At 64.6% G+C, this 17,419-nt stretch carries 15 protein-coding genes and 1 tRNA gene; 6 read left to right on the top strand and 10 right to left on the bottom strand.

Going from position 1 to position 17,419, the window contains the following annotated elements; genetic code table 11:
• Positions 1-90: 90 nt before the first annotated feature.
• From AC1Q64_RS04405 to AC1Q64_RS04390, 4 genes are all read right to left on the bottom strand, one after another.
• The gene (locus AC1Q64_RS04405) at positions 91-1,071 is read right to left on the bottom strand and encodes a Bug family tripartite tricarboxylate transporter substrate binding protein (protein ID WP_492250592.1); all 981 of its coding nucleotides are present in this window, start codon (positions 1,069-1,071) and stop codon (positions 91-93) included.
• Positions 1,072-1,153: 82 nt separating this feature from the next.
• The gene (locus AC1Q64_RS04400) at positions 1,154-2,134 is read right to left on the bottom strand and encodes a Bug family tripartite tricarboxylate transporter substrate binding protein (RefSeq protein WP_492250591.1); all 981 of its coding nucleotides are present in this window, start codon (positions 2,132-2,134) and stop codon (positions 1,154-1,156) included.
• A gap of 46 nt (positions 2,135-2,180) precedes the next feature.
• Positions 2,181-3,161 carry a hydroxymethylglutaryl-CoA lyase gene (locus tag AC1Q64_RS04395; protein WP_492250590.1) on the bottom strand — a complete coding sequence of 327 codons (981 nt, stop codon included), beginning with the start codon at positions 3,159-3,161 and terminating at the stop codon, positions 2,181-2,183.
• Positions 3,158-4,387: a CaiB/BaiF CoA transferase family protein gene (locus AC1Q64_RS04390; protein ID WP_492250589.1), complete on the bottom strand. Its 1,230-nt coding sequence runs from the start codon at positions 4,385-4,387 to the stop codon at positions 3,158-3,160. The genes AC1Q64_RS04395 and AC1Q64_RS04390 overlap by 4 nt, the downstream gene beginning before the upstream one ends.
• A 149-nt stretch (positions 4,388-4,536) precedes the next feature.
• Here AC1Q64_RS04390 and AC1Q64_RS04385 point away from each other — a divergent pair, with 149 nt between their 5' ends.
• The 3 genes from AC1Q64_RS04385 (at position 4,537) to efp (ending at position 7,270) form a co-directional block, all read left to right on the top strand.
• Complete coding sequence (locus AC1Q64_RS04385; protein ID WP_492250588.1) at positions 4,537-5,433, top strand: LysR family transcriptional regulator; 897 nt, start codon at positions 4,537-4,539, stop codon at positions 5,431-5,433.
• Positions 5,430-6,575 carry an elongation factor P maturation arginine rhamnosyltransferase EarP gene (gene earP, locus AC1Q64_RS04380; RefSeq protein WP_492250587.1) on the top strand — a complete coding sequence of 382 codons (1,146 nt, stop codon included), beginning with the start codon at positions 5,430-5,432 and terminating at the stop codon, positions 6,573-6,575. Before AC1Q64_RS04385 ends, earP begins: the two co-directional genes overlap by 4 nt.
• Positions 6,576-6,715: 140 nt before the next feature.
• A complete protein-coding gene (gene efp / locus AC1Q64_RS04375; RefSeq protein ID WP_008906801.1) occupies positions 6,716-7,270 on the top strand; it encodes an elongation factor P in 555 nt (184 codons plus the stop codon).
• A 138-nt stretch (positions 7,271-7,408) separates the two neighbouring features.
• Here the strand turns inward: efp and rimO are convergent, their stop codons facing one another.
• The 5 genes from rimO to AC1Q64_RS04350 all read right to left on the bottom strand — a co-directional run bounded on the left by rimO (position 7,409) and on the right by AC1Q64_RS04350 (position 13,147).
• Positions 7,409-8,800: a 30S ribosomal protein S12 methylthiotransferase RimO gene (rimO, locus tag AC1Q64_RS04370; RefSeq protein ID WP_492250586.1), complete on the bottom strand. Its 1,392-nt coding sequence runs from the start codon at positions 8,798-8,800 to the stop codon at positions 7,409-7,411.
• Positions 8,801-8,935: 135 nt separating this feature from the next.
• On the bottom strand, positions 8,936-9,496 hold the full coding sequence (phaR, locus tag AC1Q64_RS04365; RefSeq protein WP_056064204.1) for a polyhydroxyalkanoate synthesis repressor PhaR: 561 nt from the start codon (positions 9,494-9,496) through the stop codon (positions 8,936-8,938).
• A gap of 279 nt (positions 9,497-9,775) precedes the next feature.
• Positions 9,776-9,852, bottom strand: a tRNA-Val gene (locus AC1Q64_RS04360).
• 116 nt (positions 9,853-9,968) lie between these two features.
• Positions 9,969-12,182 (bottom strand): RelA/SpoT family protein, encoded by a 2,214-nt coding sequence (locus AC1Q64_RS04355; protein WP_492250585.1) that lies wholly within the window; start codon positions 12,180-12,182, stop codon positions 9,969-9,971.
• Positions 12,179-13,147: an alpha/beta fold hydrolase gene (locus AC1Q64_RS04350; protein ID WP_492250584.1), complete on the bottom strand. Its 969-nt coding sequence runs from the start codon at positions 13,145-13,147 to the stop codon at positions 12,179-12,181. The genes AC1Q64_RS04355 and AC1Q64_RS04350 overlap by 4 nt, the downstream gene beginning before the upstream one ends.
• Before the next feature lie 115 nt (positions 13,148-13,262).
• Here AC1Q64_RS04350 and AC1Q64_RS04345 point away from each other — a divergent pair, with 115 nt between their 5' ends.
• Positions 13,263-14,045 (top strand): 3-hydroxybutyrate dehydrogenase, encoded by a 783-nt coding sequence (locus tag AC1Q64_RS04345; RefSeq protein ID WP_060986609.1) that lies wholly within the window; start codon positions 13,263-13,265, stop codon positions 14,043-14,045.
• A 116-nt stretch (positions 14,046-14,161) separates the two neighbouring features.
• On the opposite strand, the gene AC1Q64_RS04340 is transcribed toward AC1Q64_RS04345, so the two are convergent.
• Positions 14,162-14,875: an SIMPL domain-containing protein gene (locus AC1Q64_RS04340; protein ID WP_492250583.1), complete on the bottom strand. Its 714-nt coding sequence runs from the start codon at positions 14,873-14,875 to the stop codon at positions 14,162-14,164.
• Positions 14,876-15,092: 217 nt separating this feature from the next.
• Here AC1Q64_RS04340 and ompR point away from each other — a divergent pair, with 217 nt between their 5' ends.
• Both ompR and AC1Q64_RS04330 read left to right on the top strand, forming a co-directional pair.
• Positions 15,093-15,824: an osmolarity response regulator transcription factor OmpR gene (gene ompR / locus AC1Q64_RS04335; protein WP_015014739.1), complete on the top strand. Its 732-nt coding sequence runs from the start codon at positions 15,093-15,095 to the stop codon at positions 15,822-15,824.
• Between the two features lie 6 nt (positions 15,825-15,830).
• Positions 15,831-17,375, top strand: coding sequence for a sensor histidine kinase (locus AC1Q64_RS04330; RefSeq protein WP_291436181.1), 1,545 nt, complete (start codon positions 15,831-15,833; stop codon positions 17,373-17,375).
• The last annotated feature ends 44 nt before the right edge of the window (positions 17,376-17,419 follow it).

The following is a 17,419-nucleotide window of genomic DNA, read 5'->3' as shown; positions in this document are numbered from 1 at the left end:
TTGCCCCATTCACTATCAAATAAATAGCTACCAGCGCATATTCAACCAGCGCTTGCAGCCATTTTGATCAAAAAAGCACCGTACCCAGGATCACTCCGCCTCGATCTTCGAGGTCTTCACCACCATGGCCCAGTTGGCCAGATCGGCCTTCACCTTGTCACCCAGCTGCGCAGGGGTCTGGTAGTCGGCCGTGGCGCCCTGCTCCTGCGCTTTTTGCTGGAAGGCCGGGTTCTGCACCACGGTGCGGATGTCGGCCGTGAGCTTGTCCACCACGGTCTTGGGCACGGCGGCGGGGGCAAACACCGCAAACCACGAGGTGGCATCGACCTTGGGGTAGCCCGCCTCGGCGGTGGTGGGCACATCGGGCAGGCTGGGCAGGCGCTGCTTGCCCGTCACGGCCAGCACGCGCAGCTTGCCGCTGGCGATGTGGGGCATGAACGGCGGTGCAGTGCCAAAGGTCAGGTCCACCTGGCCGCCCAGCAGGTCCTGCAGCGCCGGGCCTGTGCCCTTGTAGGGCACATGGACCATCTTGATGGCGCCCTGCTGCTCCAGCATGGCACCGGTCACGTGCTGCAGCGAGCCGTTGCCCGACGAGGCGTAGTTGAGCTTGCCGGGGTTGGCCTTGGCATAGGCAATCAACTCGGGCAGCGTTTTCACCGGCAGGTCGGCCCGCACCACGATGATCTGCGGGGCCGAGATGACATTGGCCACGGGCTGGAAGTCGCCTTGCTCCCACTGCTTTTGTTTGGTGATGTGGGGCGAGATGACGTGGTAGCCCGAGTACTGCATCAGCAGCGTGTAGCCATCGGCCTCGGCCCGCTTGACGGCACTGGCCGCAATGTTGCCGTTGCCCCCGCCCTTGTTGTCCACGATGACCGCCTGGCCCAGCACCGGCGCCAAGGCCTGCGCCAGCATGCGGGCCGACAGGTCCGTGGTGCCACCGGCGGCGGTAGGCACCACCATGGTGACGTTTTTGGACGGGTAGGCGCCCTGCGCTGCGGCGTGGCCGATAAAGCCCGTGGCCAGTGCGGCAAGGGCCAGGGTGGTGAACTGTTTGCGGGTGGTTTTCATGAAAGCGATGTCTCCGTTGTCGTTGTTGTGAAAGGTTTGAATATCAAAAACAAAGCAGCAGGGCTCGACAGCCCTGCACCGCTCAATCCACCGTGGCACCGGTGTCCTTGACCACGCGGCTCCACTTGGGCAGGTCAGACTGCACCAGCACCGCCAGCTGCGCCGCCGAGCCCTTGAAGGGCTCGCAGCCCACGGTGGCCAGCTTGTCCACCACGTCCTTGTGCTCCAGCGCGCGGGCCACCTCGGCCTGCAGCTGCGCCACGATGGGCGCGGGCGTACCGGCCGGGGCAAACAGCGCATACCAGGGCGCCTGGCCAAAGCCCTTGATCGTCTCGCCAATGGTGGGCGCATCAGGCAAGGCCGCCACGCGCTTTTCATTGACCACGCCCAGCACCTTGAGCTTGCCCGCCTTGATGAACGCAATGGCCGACGGCAGGCTTTGCACCGACAGCGGCACCTGCCCGCCCACCACATCGGTGGCCGCAGCCGCCGAGCCCTTGTAAGGGATGTGCTGCAGCTGGATGCCCGCCGCCTTTTGCAGCATTTCGCCAATCAGATGGTTCAGCGTGCCGTTGCCTGCCGAGGCGATCGAATACTTGCCAGGGCTGGCCTTGGCCAAATTCACAAGCTCGGCCACGTTATTGGCGGGAAAAGACGGGTGCGCGACCAGCACATAGCCTGCGGTGGCCACGGGCGCCACAGGCGCAAAGTCCTTCACCGGGTCAAAGCCCGGGTTCTTGTACAGCGCAGGGCCAATCACATGGGCACTGTCGGCCGTCAGCAGCAGGGTGTAGCCATCATTGCGCGCGCGGGCCGTGGTGCCCGTGGCAAGGGTGCCACCTGCACCAGGGCGGTTTTCCACAATCACGCTCTGGCCCAGTTGCTCGCCGAGCTTTTGTGCCAGCACTCGCGCAATGGCGTCGTTGGCGCCACCCGCAGCCTGGGGCACAACCACGGTGACGGGCTTGGACGGGTACTTGTCCTGCGCGCCTGCGGCAAAAGCAGCTGAGCACAACACGGCAGCGGCAAAGGCGCGGCGGGACAGCGTAGTTTGAAATGTCATGGCTCTTGTCTCCTGTTGTTATGGGGGGATGCAGGCTCACCCGTAGTCAGCGGGACAGCGCCCTTTCGCGGATGGCTTCGAAATCCGCAGGCACCGGGTGCAGTGCCAGGCGCGGGCCCGCCTTGGCGATCTGGCTCGGAATGTCGTGGCCAATCAACGCAGGCAGCTGCTGCGCCGCCGCCACAAGTTGCACCAGGTCCACGCCCGTGTCATAGCCCATCAGCGCCAGCGCATGCACGACCTCTTCGCTGCACACATTGCCGCTGGCGCCCGGCGCATAGGGGCAACCGCCCAAGCCACCCAGCGAAGCGTCAAACCGGTCCGCACCTGCATCAATGGCCGCCAGCACATTGGCCAGCCCCATGCCGCGCGTGTTGTGGAAGTGCAGCGTGAACGCCACTGCAGGCCAACGCGCGCGGGCTGCCGCCGTGAGCTGGTGCACCTGCGTGGGGTAGGCCATGCCCGTGGTGTCGCACAGCGTGATGCCGCGCACGCCCCGATCCACAAAACGCTGCACCCAGCCGAACACATTGGCCTGGGCTACATCGCCTTCCATGGGGCAGCCGAATACACACGACAGCGACACATTCACCGCCACGTTGGCACCCTGCGCCAGCGCCACCACCTGCGCCAGCGCCGCAAACGATTGCTCCTGCGTCATGCGCAGGTTGGCCAGGTTGTGGGTGGCGCTCACCGACATCACAAGGTTGAGTTCATCCGTACGCGACTCGATGGCGCGCTCGGCCCCGCGCAGATTGGGCACCAGCGCGGTGTAGACGGTACCGGGGCGGCGCGTGATCTCGCGCATCACGATCTCGGCATCTTTCAGCGCCGGGATGGCCGTGGGCGAGGTGAATGAAGTCACCTCGATCTTGGACAGGCCCGCTGCCGACAATGCGTTGCACAGCGCGATCTTGTCGGCTGTGGGCACAAAGGCCTTTTCCATCTGCAGACCGTCGCGCAGGCCGACCTCCTGCATGTGAATGCGGCGGTTTGCGCCCTGCCACACCGAGTTGGATGCACTCATTGAATCACTCCCTTGCTGCGCAGCAGTGCAATCTGTTCGACGGTGAGACCCGCCTCGGCCAGCACCGCATCGGTGTCATCGCCCAAGTGCGGCGCACTGCTGCGGATGGTGCCGGGAGTGGCCGAGAGTTTGGGCACGATGCCCGGCACCTCCACGCTGTAGCCATCGCGCGTCTGCTGCGTCAGCAGCATGTCGCGGTCGCGGTAGTGCGGATCTTCGGCAATGTCCTTGGCGGTGTAAACCTTGCCTGCAGGTACACGCGCGGCGCCCAAGACGTCCAACACCTGCTGCACGGTACGCTGCGCGCTCCAGTCGCCAATAGCGGCATCGATCTCTTCCACGCGGGCCACGCGGCCTGTGTTGTTGGCCAGGTCGGGCGCGGCGCCCAGGTCTGCGCGGCCAATGGCCTCCATCAGCCGCTTGAAGATGCTGTCGCCATTGCCCGCCACCAGCACCCAGCCGTCGGTGCAGGGGTAGGCGTTGCTCGGAGCAATGCCCGGCAGCGCACTGCCCGCAGCCTCGCGCACCGCGCCGAAGGCGCTGTATTCAGGGATCAGGCTCTCCATCACGTTGAACACCGCCTCATGCAGCGCCACGTCAATCACCTGGCCTTTGCCGCCGTTGACCTTGCGGTGGTACAGCGCTGTGAGCACGCCAATGGTGCCGTGCAGCGCCGCCAGCGTGTCACCAATCGATACCCCCACGCGCACCGGCACGCGGCCGGGCTCACCCGTCAGGTGGCGCAGGCCGCCCATGGCCTCGCCGATGGCGCCAAAGCCGGGTAGGTCGCGGTACGGCCCCGTCTGGCCGTAGCCCGATATTCGCAGCATGACCAGGCCGGGGTTGAGCGCATGCAGCTCTTCGGGCGACATGCCCCAGCCTTCCAGCGTGCCGGGGCGGAAGTTCTCGACCAGCACATCGGCCTCGGCAATCAGCTGACGCGCAATGTCCTGGCCTTCCTTTTGACGCAGGTCCAGCGCCACCGAGCGCTTGTTGCGCGACTGCACCTGCCACCAGACGGAGGTGCCTTCCTTGATCAGGCGCCAGTTGCGCAGCGGGTCGCCGCCCGACGCACCGGGTCGGCTCGGGTCCGCGGGGGCCTCGATCTTGATCACGTCGGCGCCAAACTCGCCCAGCGTCTTGCCACAGAAGGGGCCGGCGATGAGCTGGCCCATTTCGATGACGCGCACATTTTGCAAGGCGGAGGGGGAAGCAATGGAATCCATGGGTGGAGTTGTCTGCTGCGTCCAGCCCCACGCTGGGGCGGCTCGGCGCGAATGATGCGCAGTGCAAGCAGGGCCGTAAATCGCTCAAGCAACAAGATGCCATCGCAAACCGGCATGGCAGCTGTGCCGCTTGCTACCATCAGGCCCCCATGAAACTGGATCCCGTCTCCCTGCGCCTGTTTGTGGCCGTGATGGAAGAAAGCACCATCGCTGCCGCCGCCGCGCGCGAGCACATTGCCGCATCGGCCGTGAGCCGCCGCCTGGCCGACCTGGAAGACGCCCTGCGCGTGAGCCTGTTCATGCGCAGCAACAAGGGCACCGAGCCCACCGCTGCCGCGTTTGCGCTGCTGAACCTCGCGCGCGGCGTGCTGAACGACCTGGACGGCATCGCCTCCCAGATGCGCGAGTACGGCACGGGGGTGCGCGGCCATGTGCGCGTGGTGGCCAACATCTCGGCCATCACTCAGTTTTTGCCGGCTGAGCTGCAGAGCTTTCTGACGCAACACCCGCAGGTGGATGTGCGGCTGCAGGAGCAGATCAGCAGTGCGATTGCCCATTCAGTGGCCGAGAACGCAGCCGACGTGGGCATCCTGAACGAAGGTCACTACGGCGAGCGTGTGACGCTGCTCCCCTACCGCACCGACGAGCTGGTGCTGGTGGTGCCCACCGGCCATGCGCTGGCGCGGCGCAAGTCCGTGCGGCTGGCCGAAGCCCTCTCCTACGACTTTGTGGGCGCCCACCCCAACAGCGCCATCAACAACCAGCTCACCCGCGCTGCGGCCGAAGCGGGGCTGCCGCTGCGGCTGCGCATGCAGGTGACCAGCTACGACGCGCTGTGCCTCATGGTCAACGCCGGGCTGGGTGTGGGTGTGATGCCGCGCGGCAGTGCGCGGCTGTACCAGGGCGCACTGCAGATCCGCACCGTCACCCTGAACGAGCCCTGGGCCCACCGCCGCCTGTCGCTGTGTGTGCGGTCAGAAGAATCCCTCTCCACGGTGGCCCGGCTGCTGGTGGACCACTTGCGCACGCAGCCCACCACACCATGACCCCCGACCACCCCCCCCTTCAGTGGGATGTTTTCTGCCGCGTGATCGACAACTTTGGCGACATCGGCGTGTGCTGGCGCCTGGTGGCGCAGCTGGCCGCTCTGGGCCACCGCGTGCGCCTGTGGGTGGACGAAGCCTCGGCGCTGCAATGGATGGCCCCCGGGGGTTGCCCAGGGGTGGATGTGCGGCCCTGGGGCGCGCCGCCACCGGGCCCGCAAGAGCCCAAGCCCGACGTGATGGTAGAGGCCTTCGGCTGCGATATTGCTCCTGAATTCATAGCATATAGCGCAGTTTCCACTAGCGCTTCTGGCCAAAACCGTTCAAAACCCGTCTGGATCAACCTGGAATACCTGTCTGCAGAGGCCTATGTAGAGCGCACCCACCGCCTGCCGTCCCCCATTCTGTCCGGCCCGGCATCGGGGTGGACACGCTGGTTTTTTTACCCTGGCTTCACCACCGGCACCGGCGGTCTGCTGCGCGAGCCCCATCTGATGGTGCAGCGCGAGGCGTTTGACCGCAGCGCATGGCGCGTTGAGCACCGGGCCCTGTTTGGCCTGGATGATGAAGCACCGGGAAGACGCTGGGTGTCGCTGTTCTGCTACGAGCCCCCAGCACTGACCAACATGCTTCAACAATGTGCGCTGCAGCCCACGGAGCTGCTGGTCACGCCTGGCCGACCGGCCGCTGCTGTGCGGGCGGCCCTGGCCGAGCCCGCCCAGGGCACCGAAGGGGGCCAGCAACAGCATGACCAGCGAGGGCTGCTGTCCTTGTCCTACCTGCCTCACCGGCCCCAGGCTGCGTTCGACGCAATGCTCTGGGCTTGCGACTTCAACGCGGTGCGAGGCGAGGACTCGTTGGTGCGTGCTCTGTGGGCTGGCCAGGCCTTTGTCTGGCACATCTACCCGCAGCACGACAACGCCCACCACGACAAGCTCTGGGCGTTTCTGGACTGGCTGCAGGCCCCTGCGTCGCTGCGGCAGTTCCACGCTACCTGGAACGGGCTGGACGCCGTGCCGCTGCAATGGCCGGACGACAACACCCTGGCAGAGTGGACCGCATGCACCCAAGCTGCCCGTGCGCGCCTGCTGACGCAGGACAACCTCGTCGCACAACTTTTGGGCTTTGTCGCCGAAAAACGGTAAAATCCGAGGCTTTGCGCAAATCAGGCGCGGCATGTCAGTGCCCCCGCCCTGCGCACTTTCGCCGCAGAACATGCACCGGCGCGCAAACCAGGAGGTTTGCCAGCTCGCGCGTTGAGCGGCCCCAACCCAAGCAACTTGCTATGAAAATCGCTCAAGAAATCCGCGCCGGCAACGTCATCATGCACGGCAAGGACCCGATGGTGGTCCTGAAGACCGAATACGCCCGCGGCGGCCGCGGTGCAGCCACCGTGCGCATGAAGCTCAAGAGCCTGATCGGCAACTTCGGCACCGAAGTCGTGTTCAAGGCCGACGACAAGATCGACAACGTGATCCTGGACAAGAAGGAGTGCACCTACTCCTACTTTGCCGACCCCATGTACGTGTGCATGGACACCGAGTACAACCAGTACGAAGTGGAAGCCGAAAACATGGGCGACTCGCTGAACTACCTGGAAGACGGCATGACCGTGGAAGTGGTGTTCTATGACGGCAAGGCCATCTCGGTCGAACTGCCCACCAGCGTCGAGCGCGAAATCACCTGGACGGAACCCGCCGTCAAGGGCGACACCTCCGGCAAGGTCATGAAGCCTGCCAAGATCGCCACCGGCTTCGAAGTGCCCGTGCCCCTCTTCGTCAGCCAAGGCGACAAGATCGAAATCGACACCCGCACTGGCGAATACCGCAAGCGCGTCTAAGGGCGGCAAGGGCTCGCTGCCTTCTCTCCCTCACAGGAGATCCCCCAAGAAAAAGGCTTCCCTCGGGAAGCCTTTTTTCATGGTTCAGCGCCAATGCGCTAATGCTGCATGGGTCTAACGCTATGAATTCAATAGCAATCAGATAGGTTGCGCTACAAGGTCGTGTCCCTGCACGCCCACGATACGTGCCTTGGTGAACTCACCCACCTTGAGCTGCTTGCTGATCTTCTCGGGCGGCAGCAGCTGCACGGTGCCGTCGATCTCGGGCGCATCCGCATAGGTGCGGCCCACACCGCCCTTGCGCCCCAGAGCGGGAGCGTGATCCACCAGCACCTGCATGGTGGCACCCACCCGGCGTTGCAGTCTCGCAATCGACACCTCTTCGGCCACCGCCATGAAGCGGGCACGGCGCTCTTCGCGCACCTCCATCGGCAGCATGCCGGGCAGTTCGTTGGCAGCGGCGCCATTCACATCGCTGTAGGCAAAGCAGCCCGCACGATCAATCTGTGCCTCGCGCACGAAGTCCAGCAGGTGCTGGAACTCTTCTTCCGTCTCGCCCGGAAAGCCCGCAATGAACGTGCTGCGAATGACCAGCTCGGGGCAGGCTTCGCGCCAGCGCAGGATGCGCTCCAGGTTGCGCTCGCCACTGGCGGGGCGCTTCATGCGCTTGAGTACGTCTGGGTGGCTGTGCTGGAAAGGCACGTCCAGATACGGCAGCACCTTGCCCGTCGCCATGAACGGGATGACTTCATCCACGCTGGGATATGGGTACACGTAGTGCAGGCGCACCCAGGCGCCGTAGGGTTCCGCAATCTCACCCAGCGTCTGAACCAGCTCCAGCATCCGGGTCTTGACCGGCTTGCCGTCCCAGAAGCCCGTGCGGTACTTCACGTCCACACCGTAGGCCGAGGTGTCCTGGCTGATCACCAGCAATTCCTTCACGCCACCTTCAAACAAGGCCTTGGCCTCACTGAGCACATCGCCAATGGGCCGCGACACCAGGTCACCGCGCATGGACGGGATGATGCAGAAGGTACAACGGTGGTTGCAGCCCTCGCTGATCTTGAGGTAGGCGTAGTGCTTGGGCGTGAGCTTGATGCCCGCAATGCCAAAGCTGCCGGGCACCAGGTCCACGAACGGGTCGTGGGGCTTGGGCAGGTTCAGGTGGACGGCGTCCATCACTTCTTGCGTGGCGTGGGGCCCGGTCACGGCCAGCACACTGGGGTGCATCTGCCGCACCATGTTGCCACCATCGTCACCCGTGCGGGCACCCAGGCAGCCGGTGACGATGACTTTGCCATTCTCGGCCAAGGCTTCGCCAATGGTGTCCAGGCTTTCTTTCACGGCATCGTCGATGAAGCCGCAGGTGTTGACGATGACCAGGTCTGCGCCCTGGAAGGTCTTGGAGGTTTCGTAACCCTCGGCGCTTAGCTGCGTGAGGATCAGCTCGGAATCGGTCAGCGCCTTGGGGCAGCCCAGGCTGACGAATCCGACTTTGGGTGTTTTGGTGGGGGCAATTGCTTCGCTCATATCCCCCTATTGTCCCAGTTCCGGCGTTGAGCGGGTGGGTTGCCGATTCATGGCAACGTTTGCCACTCCCTGCAACCTGCGTAACCGGCGCTGCCCAAGCCAGTGGCCACCGCGCTCTGGCAGCGCTGCAGGGGGTTATCTCTTCAGTCCAAACGCGCCCAGCATCTGCTCCGTCTGTTTTTGCATCTGCTCCTGCATCTGCGCCAGCATGGTCTGCGACTGTTCGACATAGTTGCCCATCATGCCCTTGAGCATGGGCGACTGCAGACTCATGAACTGCGCCCACATCTCGGGCGTCACGCTTTGCGACTGCTCGGCCAGCTTGGTTTGCACATCGGTGAAGGCCTGCACGTTCTTCTCCAGGTACGCGCCCATGAACCCCTGCATGGCATGACCATAGAACCGGATGATGTTGGCCAGCACCGCCTCGGTGAACATGGGCGCACCGCCGGCCTCCTCTTCCAGAATGATCTGCAGCAGAATGCTGCGCGTGAGGTCTTCGCCCGTCTTGGCGTCGCGCACCACCACGTTCTGGTGGTCCATCACCAGCTGGCGCACCTCGGCCAGCGTGATGTAGGTGGAGGTGTCTGTGTCGTACAGACGGCGGTTGGGGTACTTCTTGATGACGCGCTGGGCCGATTTGGACGCAGCGGTTTTCGGTTCGGACACAACGAACTCCTCGGGCTCAAAACCCATGTATTGCAGTGCAGCACATTCTAGGGAGACTGCTGAGCCGCAACGGCAAAGGAATACCCTGATGATGCAAGGCACCCGAGTGTCGCGCGGGTGACTGGTGCGCCAAGCGTCGTATGTAGTGCAGCCGCCTGCCCCTCCCCAACAACAGCCCCCGGTGAGGTGACAGAGAAGCAGAAACAAAAAAAGCCACCTTGCGGTGGCTTGCTGTGTGAACACCTGCAGCGGTGTCATTGCCAAGTTTTCTAAAATCTGAAAGCTGGTTTCTTTCAGCGAAAAACTTGGTAGGCGCGATTGGACTCGAACCAACGACCCCCACCATGTCAAGGTGGTGCTCTAACCAGCTGAGCTACGCGCCTGTCGTTATCAAGACCACGATTATAGCCATAAAAATCGCCCCCTCGGGCACAGCACGCTACAAATCACACAACGCGCGCGAAGCGGGCTCACAGGCAAGGCCCGCGCGCGCCTCGCCTCAACGGCGGCGGGCAGAACGAACGCCATGCACCCCAGCCACGATGCCCAGCACCTTGTTCAGACGGCCTGAGTCGGACACTTCTACCGTGAAGGTCATCCACGCCGTGCCTTTGACGGACTGCGTCTGCACACCGATCACATTGGTTTTTTCACGGGCGAACACTTCCGAGATGTCGCGCAGCAGGCCCTGGCGGTCGGCGGCCTCCACCGCAACGTCCACCGGGTACACCGCTGTGGATGCCGATGGCTTGGGCACGCCCCACTCCACCTCGATCACACGCTCGGCATTGCGTGCCGCCATCTCGCGGAAGTTGCTGCAGTCGGCACGGTGTACGCTCACCCCTTTGCCGCGCGTGACAAAGCCACGGATGGTGTCCGGCGGCGCGGGCTTGCAGCACTTGGCCAGCTGAGTCATCAGCGAGTCGATGCCCACCACCAGCACACCGCCCTTGGGGGCCGCGTCGTTGGTGCGTGTTTTCTTGAGCAGCAGATAGTCGTCAGGCTGCAGCACGGGCTCGGGCGGGCGCAGCACCGTTTCGATGTTGCGCAGCGAAAACTCGTCCTTGCCCACCACCTCAAACAGCGCGTCGGCCGACTTGAAGCCAAGTTGCACCGCCAGATCGTCGAGCTTGATGGCGGTCTTGCCCTCGCGCTGCAGCAGCTTCTCCACGGCCTCGCGACCCCGGGCCACTGTCTCGTGCGTGGCCTGTGCGTTGAACCAGGCACGCACCTTGGCCTTGGCGCGGTTGCTGGTGAGATAGCCCAGCTCGGCATTGAGCCAGTCGCGCGAGGGGCGCCCTTCCTTGACGGTGGAGATTTCGACCGTCTGCCCGTTTTGCAACGGGGTATTGAGCGGCACCATCACACCATCGACCTTGGCGCCCCGGCAGCGGTGGCCCAGGCTGGTGTGGACCGAGTAGGCAAAGTCCACCGGGGTGGCGCCCTGGGGCAGCTCCACCACGGCGGCATCGGGGGTCAACACGTAGATGCGGTCCTCGAACAAGCCCCGGTTGGGCAACGCGCCCGCAAGGTCCCGCTCCCACGCCAGCAGCTGGCGCAGCACGGCGATCTTGGCGTCGTACTCGCCCGTCGCAGAGACGCCCGCATAACCCTTGGCACCCGCCTCCTTGTACGCCCAGTGCGCTGCCACGCCATGCTCGGCGTGTTCGTGCATGGCCTGGGTGCGGATCTGGATCTCGATGGGCTTGCCGTTGTCGTCCCGCACGATGGTGTGCAGCGACTGGTAGCCGTTGGGCTTGGGCTTGGCGATGTAGTCGTCAAACTCCTCCACGATGGGCTTGAACTGCTCATGCACCCAGCTCAGGGCGGCGTAGCAGTCCTTCACCGTGGGCACCACCACACGCAGCGCGCGGATGTCGAACACCTGGTCGAAGTTGAGCGACTTGCCACGCATCTTCTTGACGATGCTGTAGATGTGCTTGGGGCGGCCCGCCACGGTGGCGCTGATGCTGCGCGCACGCAGGTCGGATTCGAGCCGCGCGCGCAGCTGCTCCATGTAGACCTCGCGCTCGCCCCGCTTTTCGTCGAGCAGGCGGGCCACTTCCTTGTAGGTGTCGGGCTCCAGGAAGCGGAAGGACAGGTCCTCCAGCTCCCACTTCACCTGCCAGATACCCAGGCGGTTCGCCAGCGGCGCAAACACCTGCAGCGACTCGCGCGCCAGGCTGGGCGACACGGGGCGCTTGCTGGCGGCATGAAAACGCAGCGTCTGCAAGCGCGAGGCCAACCGCAGCATCACCACACGCAGGTCGCGCGAGAAAGCCAGCAGCATCTTGCGCACGTTCTCCGTCTGCACGGCCGGGTCGTCCAGCGGCGCAGCCGCACGGGCCTGCTGCTGCACGCGCATCAGCTTGGTGGTCTCCACCGCCAGCGCCGCAAAATTGGCGCCAAAGGCCTTGGCAATCACCTCTTCGGGTTTGTTCAGATGGACGCAGGCATGCACCAGATAGCTGGCGGCCTGCATGGCCTCGGAGCCGCCAATGCCCTTGAGTATGGCGGCCACGGCATCGGCGTGGGCCAGCGTGTTCTCACCGGAGTCGAGCGTTTCGCCCGCCATCAAGGGCTCGGCAAACGCGCGCGCCCGGGCCAGCGCGTTCACCTGCTCGGGCAGGGTGTGCGCCGTGGCGGCGATGAGCTGGGGGACAGCGTCGGCCTGGGGGATAAGAGATGCTGGTGCAGGGGGGTTGGTTTTCATCCGGCCACAGTGCCTTCTGCTGCCAGCAAGAAATCAGTGACTGCACCCACTTGGTCAGGCGCCACCAGCGTGGGTGCGTGGCCCACACCCTCAAACTCCACCACGCGGGCAAGGGGACCGCGCTGCTCCATGGCCAGCGCTGTCTCGCGCGAGAGCAGATCAGACTGCGCACCACGGAGCAACAGTGTCTGGGCCGTGATGTGGTCATACAGCTGCCACAGTGCCGCCTCGCCCGCTGCCGCAGCTTCCTGCGTGAGCGTCCTGAAAGGCACGGCAATCGCCGGGTCATAGTGCAGCGCAAGGCCGCCTCCAGCGGGCTGCGGCAACTCACGCACCATGGCACGCGACAGCTCCAGCCACTGGGCGGGCGTGTGGGGGCCAAAGCTGGTGGAGATGGCCCACATCGCTTCGGCCGCCTGCTGCAGCGAAGCAAACCGGGCGGGCTGCCCCAGGTACTGGCCGATGCGCTGCAGCGCCTGCCACTGAATGACGGGCCCCACATCGTTCAGCACCAGCCGACGCACAGGCACCGGCAAGGGAAGGCCCGGCTGGCCGGTGATGCCCATGCCGATGAGCCCGCCCATGCTCGTGCCCACCCAGTCCAGCGTGGTGATGGGGGCTTGCTGGTGCAATTGCGCCACCATTGACAGCATGTCGGCCGCGTATTGCGGAATCTGGTAGCCCATGGGGTCGGCCAGCCAGTCGCTGCGGCCACGGCCCACCACGTCGGGGCAGACCACCCGTGCATGCTGACTCAGCACGCGTGCCAGGGTATCAAAATCCCGCCCCTGGCGCGACAGGCCGTGAACGCAGACGATGACATGCGGGTGCGCTGCATCGCCCGTGGCATTCCACTCCCAGTACGCCATGCGGTGCTGCTGTGCCGACGCGGGCGCACGGTCTGGGGTCTCCGGCGAGGCCGCAGGGCCTGGGCACAGTACGTAGTTCAGCGTAGGTTCAATCATGGGTGCGAAATCCGGGGGCAGCGCTCGATAATGCCGTGGTCGTTGGCACCCGTAGGTTGCCCTTGAGTGCCGACTTTTTCTTGCGTTGCATCGTAATTCATTCGGAGAGACTCCCATGCTGAAAGGCAAAACTGCCCTCGTCACCGGCTCCACCAGCGGCATTGGTCTTGGCATCGCCAAGGCCCTGGCGCGCCAGGGCGCCAATATCGTGCTCAACGGCTTTGGCGATGTGGATGGCCCCCGCGCCGAGGTGCTGGCTGCCGGCGAGGCCGCCGGTGCCCAGGTGGCTTACCACGGCGCCGACATGAGCCGCGTGGCCGACATCGAAGACATGATGAAGTACAGCGCCAGCCAGTTCGGCCGCGTGGACATTCTGGTCAACAACGCGGGCATCCAGCATGTGGCCAATGTGGAGAACTTCCCCGTCGAACGCTGGGACTCCATCATCGCCATCAACCTGACCAGCGCCTTCCACACCTCGCGCCTGGCCCTGCCTGCGATGAAGAGCGCCAACTGGGGCCGCATCATCAATGTGGCGTCGGTGCACGGTCTGGTGGGATCAGCGCAGAAGTCTGCCTATGTGGCCGCCAAGCACGGCATCGTGGGCCTGACCAAGGTCACCGCGCTGGAGAACGCCACCACCGGCGTGACCTGCAACGCCATCTGCCCCGGCTGGGTGCTGACGCCGCTGGTTCAAAAGCAGGTGGACGCCAAGGCCGCCGAACACGGCATCTCCAACGAAGAAGCCAAGAAGCTGCTGCTGGGCGAAAAGGAGCCCTCCATGCAGTTCACCACGCCCGAAGAGCTGGGCGAGCTGGCCGTGTTCTTCTGCTCCCCCGCAGCCAACAACGTGCGTGGCGTGGCGTGGAACATGGATGGCGGCTGGGCTGCGCAGTAAGCCGGCGCTGAGCAATCGCTCTGCTTTTGATAGCTGCCAGCGCTTATTGCACTGGCGCTTGCAGCCATTTTTACTTCAAACAGGGCACACCCAGTGACTCAGGGGGCTCAGAGGTCTCAGCGCATCTGCACCGAGCCCGACACGTTCACAATGACCTGAGCCTTGCCCGCCTCCACCGGCACGGCAGAGTCCGAGAACGACGCCGCCTTGGCCTCGGCGGCCATCATGCGGGGCCGGGGGCCGGGCGACATTTCATTGCTGTTCACCGCCACTTCGCGCAAGCTGTAGTTGGCAAATCCAAAGCCTTTGGCCAGCTCGGCCGCACGGGCCTTGAACTGCTCGATGGCCTGGGTCTGGGCCTCGGACTCCACCTTGGCGCGGGCCTCGCGCGACAGGCCAAATGCCACCTGGCTGATGGACAGAGTCTGGATCTTGCCAGCGGTGGCCGTGATGCGCGCAAAGTCGCGGCCCTCGAGCACCAGCTCGGCCCGGCCCTGCCAGCCGTTGATCTTGCCGTCCTTGCCGTAGCGCGGGTACAGCCCGAACGGACCGGTGCGCACGTCCAGCTGTCCGGGCTGCGCATTGCGCTTGGCCTCAGTCAGTGCAGCATCCAGCGCCTGCTTGAGTTGGGTTTGCACGGTAGCGGCATCGGCGGCCTCTTTGCTGGTGGCAAGGTTGAGCACCAGCAGGTCTTGCTGCACCTCCACCGTGCCCGTGGCCGACAGCTGCACCACATTGCGCAGCTCAGGGGCCGATGTATTTTGGGCAAAAGCGGCGCTTGCGCAGGCGATCAATGCACTGGCAGCTATCAATTTGGTAGTGTTTTTCATCATCACACGGTCCTTTTCATTGGTGCACGCCCCGGTTGCCAGGCGTGCGGGGCACCACCTTAACCGCAGTGCGCTACGCCCTTGACAAAGCCATGTCGCACGAGGTGCGAAGCTGGGCAAAACTTGTAACAGTTGGTCAAACCCGGCCTCCAAACCCGAACTTCGGCGTTCCAACTGGTCAGAATTGGCTCTGTTACAAATTGGACTTGAGATCAACATGGCCACAACACCCAATCGCACCGACAAAGTTCTGGTAGTGGACGACGACGCCCGCATCCGCGACCTGCTGCGCCGCTACCTCACCCAAGAGGGTTTTGAAGTCATGGTTGCCGAAGACGGCAAGGCCCTCAACCGCCTGCTGCTGCGCGAGACGGTGGACATCATCGTGCTGGACCTGATGATGCCCGGCGAAGACGGTTTGTCGATCTGCCGCCGCCTGCGCGCCGCCAACGACCGCACTCCCATCATCATGCTCACTGCCAAGGGCGAGGACGTGGACCGCATCGTGGGCCTGGAAGTGGGCGCCGACGATTACCTGGGCAAGCCCTTCAACCCCCGCGAGCTGCTGGCCCGTATCCATGCCGTGCTGCGCCGCCGCCCTGCTCAGGAAGCACCGGGCGCCCCTTCTGGCGACAACGAGGTGGTCACCTTTGGCCCTTTCACCTTCGACCTGGGAACGCGCGCACTGCAGCGCAACGGCGAAGAGCTGCCCCTGACTACCGGCGAATTCGCCATGCTCAAGGCCCTGGTGCGCCACCCGCGCCAGCCCCTGTCGCGCGAAAAGCTGGCACTGCTGGCCCGCGGCCGCGAGTTCGAGCCCTTTGACCGCAGCCTGGACGTGCAGGTGTCGCGCCTGCGCAAGCTGGTGGAAGTGGACGCCGCCGCGCCCCGCTACATCCAGACCGTGTGGGGCGTGGGCTACGTGTTTGTGCCGGACGGAACGAGCTGATAGTTCATGGCCAATACTGAGGGCAAGCCAAGACCTTCGTCCCGCAAGTCTGCCACCGCCCCCTCCGACGCAACCAGCCCCGCCCCGCTGGAGGCCATTCGGCGGGCGCGGGAACAACGTACGCGCGTGGGTCTGAATCTTTTCTGGCGCACGTTCTTTCTGCTGGCGCTGCTGCTGGTAGGCAGCATCCTGGCGTGGCTGCAGACCCTGCGCGCGCTGGAGTTTGAACCGCGCACGCTGCAGACGGCGCAGCAGATTGCGTCGCTCGTCAACCTGAGCCGCGCGGCGCTGGTGCACTCGGACGCCATCGCGCGGGTGTCGCTGATCAAGACCATGGCCGACCAGGAGGGTGTGCGCATCCTGCCGCGCGAGCCCAAGGACAAGTACGCGCTGCTCGACCCAACCGCTCTGGGCAACCGCCTGACGGACGAGCTGACCATGCGCCTGGGCCCCGACACCATCGTGGCGCAGAGCGTGAACGGGGAAAATGGCCTGTGGGTCGGCTTTAACATCAATGGCGATCCCAACTGGCTGCTGATGGACCGTTCGCGCTTCAGCCCTGCGGGTGGACGCACCTGGCTGATCTGGCTGATCACGGCGGCAGCGCTGTCGCTGGCCGGTGCCGCTGCGATTGCGCGGCTCATCAACCGCCCGCTCAAGCAGCTGTCGTATGCGGCCAACCGCGTCAAGGACGGTGACTTTGCCGCCAGTCACCTGGACGAAGAAGTGGTGACCAGCGAAATCCGCGAGGTGAATATCGGCTTCAACCGCATGGCGCAAAAACTCGCCAAGCTGGAGCAGGACCGCGCAGTGATGCTCGCGGGCATCTCGCACGACCTGCGCACGCCGCTGGCGCGCCTGCGGCTGGAAACCGAGATGAGCGTGACCGACGAAGTGGCCCGCGAGCACATGGTGGCGGACATCGTGCAGCTCGATGCCACTATCGACAAGTTCCTGGACTACGCCCGGCCCGACCATGTGACGCTCACGCCCGTCAACCTGCATGCGGTGGTGTCGTCGTGCGTGTATGCGGTGCAGGACCACCGCGAGCTGCAGATCACGATGTCCGTGCCTGAAGACCTGAATGTGCTGGCCGACGAGGTGGAACTGGCCCGGGTGATCTCCAACCTGCTGGAGAATGCCAGGCGCTACGGCAAGAACGAAGACACGGGCATCACCAACGTGGACATCGCTGCCAAAAGCCGAGAAAACTGGGTGCTTATCAAGCTGCGAGACCACGGCGCCGGCGTTCCGCCTGAGCAACTGTCCAACCTCACCAAGCCGTTCTTCCGGGGCGACTCAGCGCGCACGGCAGCGGCGGGGGCAGGCCTGGGGCTGTCGATTGTGGACAAGACGGTGCAGCGCATGGGCGGCATCTTTGCGCTGGCAAACTCCAGTACCGGCGGCCTGGTGGCCCACCTGCAACTGCAGCGCGCCACCAGCCTGCCCGAGGGCGTGGACCCCAAGCAGCGCCTGCAGCGACCATCTGTCAAACGCCAGTTACCCCGGCGTCGGGCCGAAGACCGGCTGGGGTCAACAGCCGCCGACTGAAAACAAAGGCCGTACAGAAACAATAAGGGCACCGTTCGGTGCGC

Source organism: Acidovorax sp. GW835-FHT14G06, from assembly GCF_058793595.1.
Note: the sequence above shows the minus strand (reverse complement) of the source record. Positions and strands in the feature narration are given on the sequence as shown.

Bases quoted from the DNA above. Each gene is read 5' to 3' on its own strand.
- AC1Q64_RS04350 (WP_492250584.1), bottom strand. From the start codon at position 13,147: ATGATTGAACCTACGCTGAACTACGTACTGTGCCCAGGCCCTGCGGCC.
- AC1Q64_RS04330 (WP_291436181.1), top strand. From the start codon at position 15,831: ATGGCCAATACTGAGGGCAAGCCAAGACCTTCGTCCCGCAAGTCTGCC.
- ompR (WP_015014739.1), top strand. From the start codon at position 15,093: ATGGCCACAACACCCAATCGCACCGACAAAGTTCTGGTAGTGGACGAC.
- AC1Q64_RS04355 (WP_492250585.1), bottom strand. From the start codon at position 12,182: ATGAAAACCAACCCCCCTGCACCAGCATCTCTTATCCCCCAGGCCGAC.
- AC1Q64_RS04400 (WP_492250591.1), bottom strand. From the start codon at position 2,134: ATGACATTTCAAACTACGCTGTCCCGCCGCGCCTTTGCCGCTGCCGTG.
- phaR (WP_056064204.1), bottom strand. From the start codon at position 9,496: ATGGGTTTTGAGCCCGAGGAGTTCGTTGTGTCCGAACCGAAAACCGCT.
- rimO (WP_492250586.1), bottom strand. From the start codon at position 8,800: ATGAGCGAAGCAATTGCCCCCACCAAAACACCCAAAGTCGGATTCGTC.
- efp (WP_008906801.1), top strand. From the start codon at position 6,716: ATGAAAATCGCTCAAGAAATCCGCGCCGGCAACGTCATCATGCACGGC.
- AC1Q64_RS04390 (WP_492250589.1), bottom strand. From the start codon at position 4,387: ATGGATTCCATTGCTTCCCCCTCCGCCTTGCAAAATGTGCGCGTCATC.
- AC1Q64_RS04340 (WP_492250583.1), bottom strand. From the start codon at position 14,875: ATGAAAAACACTACCAAATTGATAGCTGCCAGTGCATTGATCGCCTGC.
- AC1Q64_RS04385 (WP_492250588.1), top strand. From the start codon at position 4,537: ATGAAACTGGATCCCGTCTCCCTGCGCCTGTTTGTGGCCGTGATGGAA.
- AC1Q64_RS04345 (WP_060986609.1), top strand. From the start codon at position 13,263: ATGCTGAAAGGCAAAACTGCCCTCGTCACCGGCTCCACCAGCGGCATT.
- AC1Q64_RS04395 (WP_492250590.1), bottom strand. From the start codon at position 3,161: ATGAGTGCATCCAACTCGGTGTGGCAGGGCGCAAACCGCCGCATTCAC.
- AC1Q64_RS04405 (WP_492250592.1), bottom strand. From the start codon at position 1,071: ATGAAAACCACCCGCAAACAGTTCACCACCCTGGCCCTTGCCGCACTG.
- earP (WP_492250587.1), top strand. From the start codon at position 5,430: ATGACCCCCGACCACCCCCCCCTTCAGTGGGATGTTTTCTGCCGCGTG.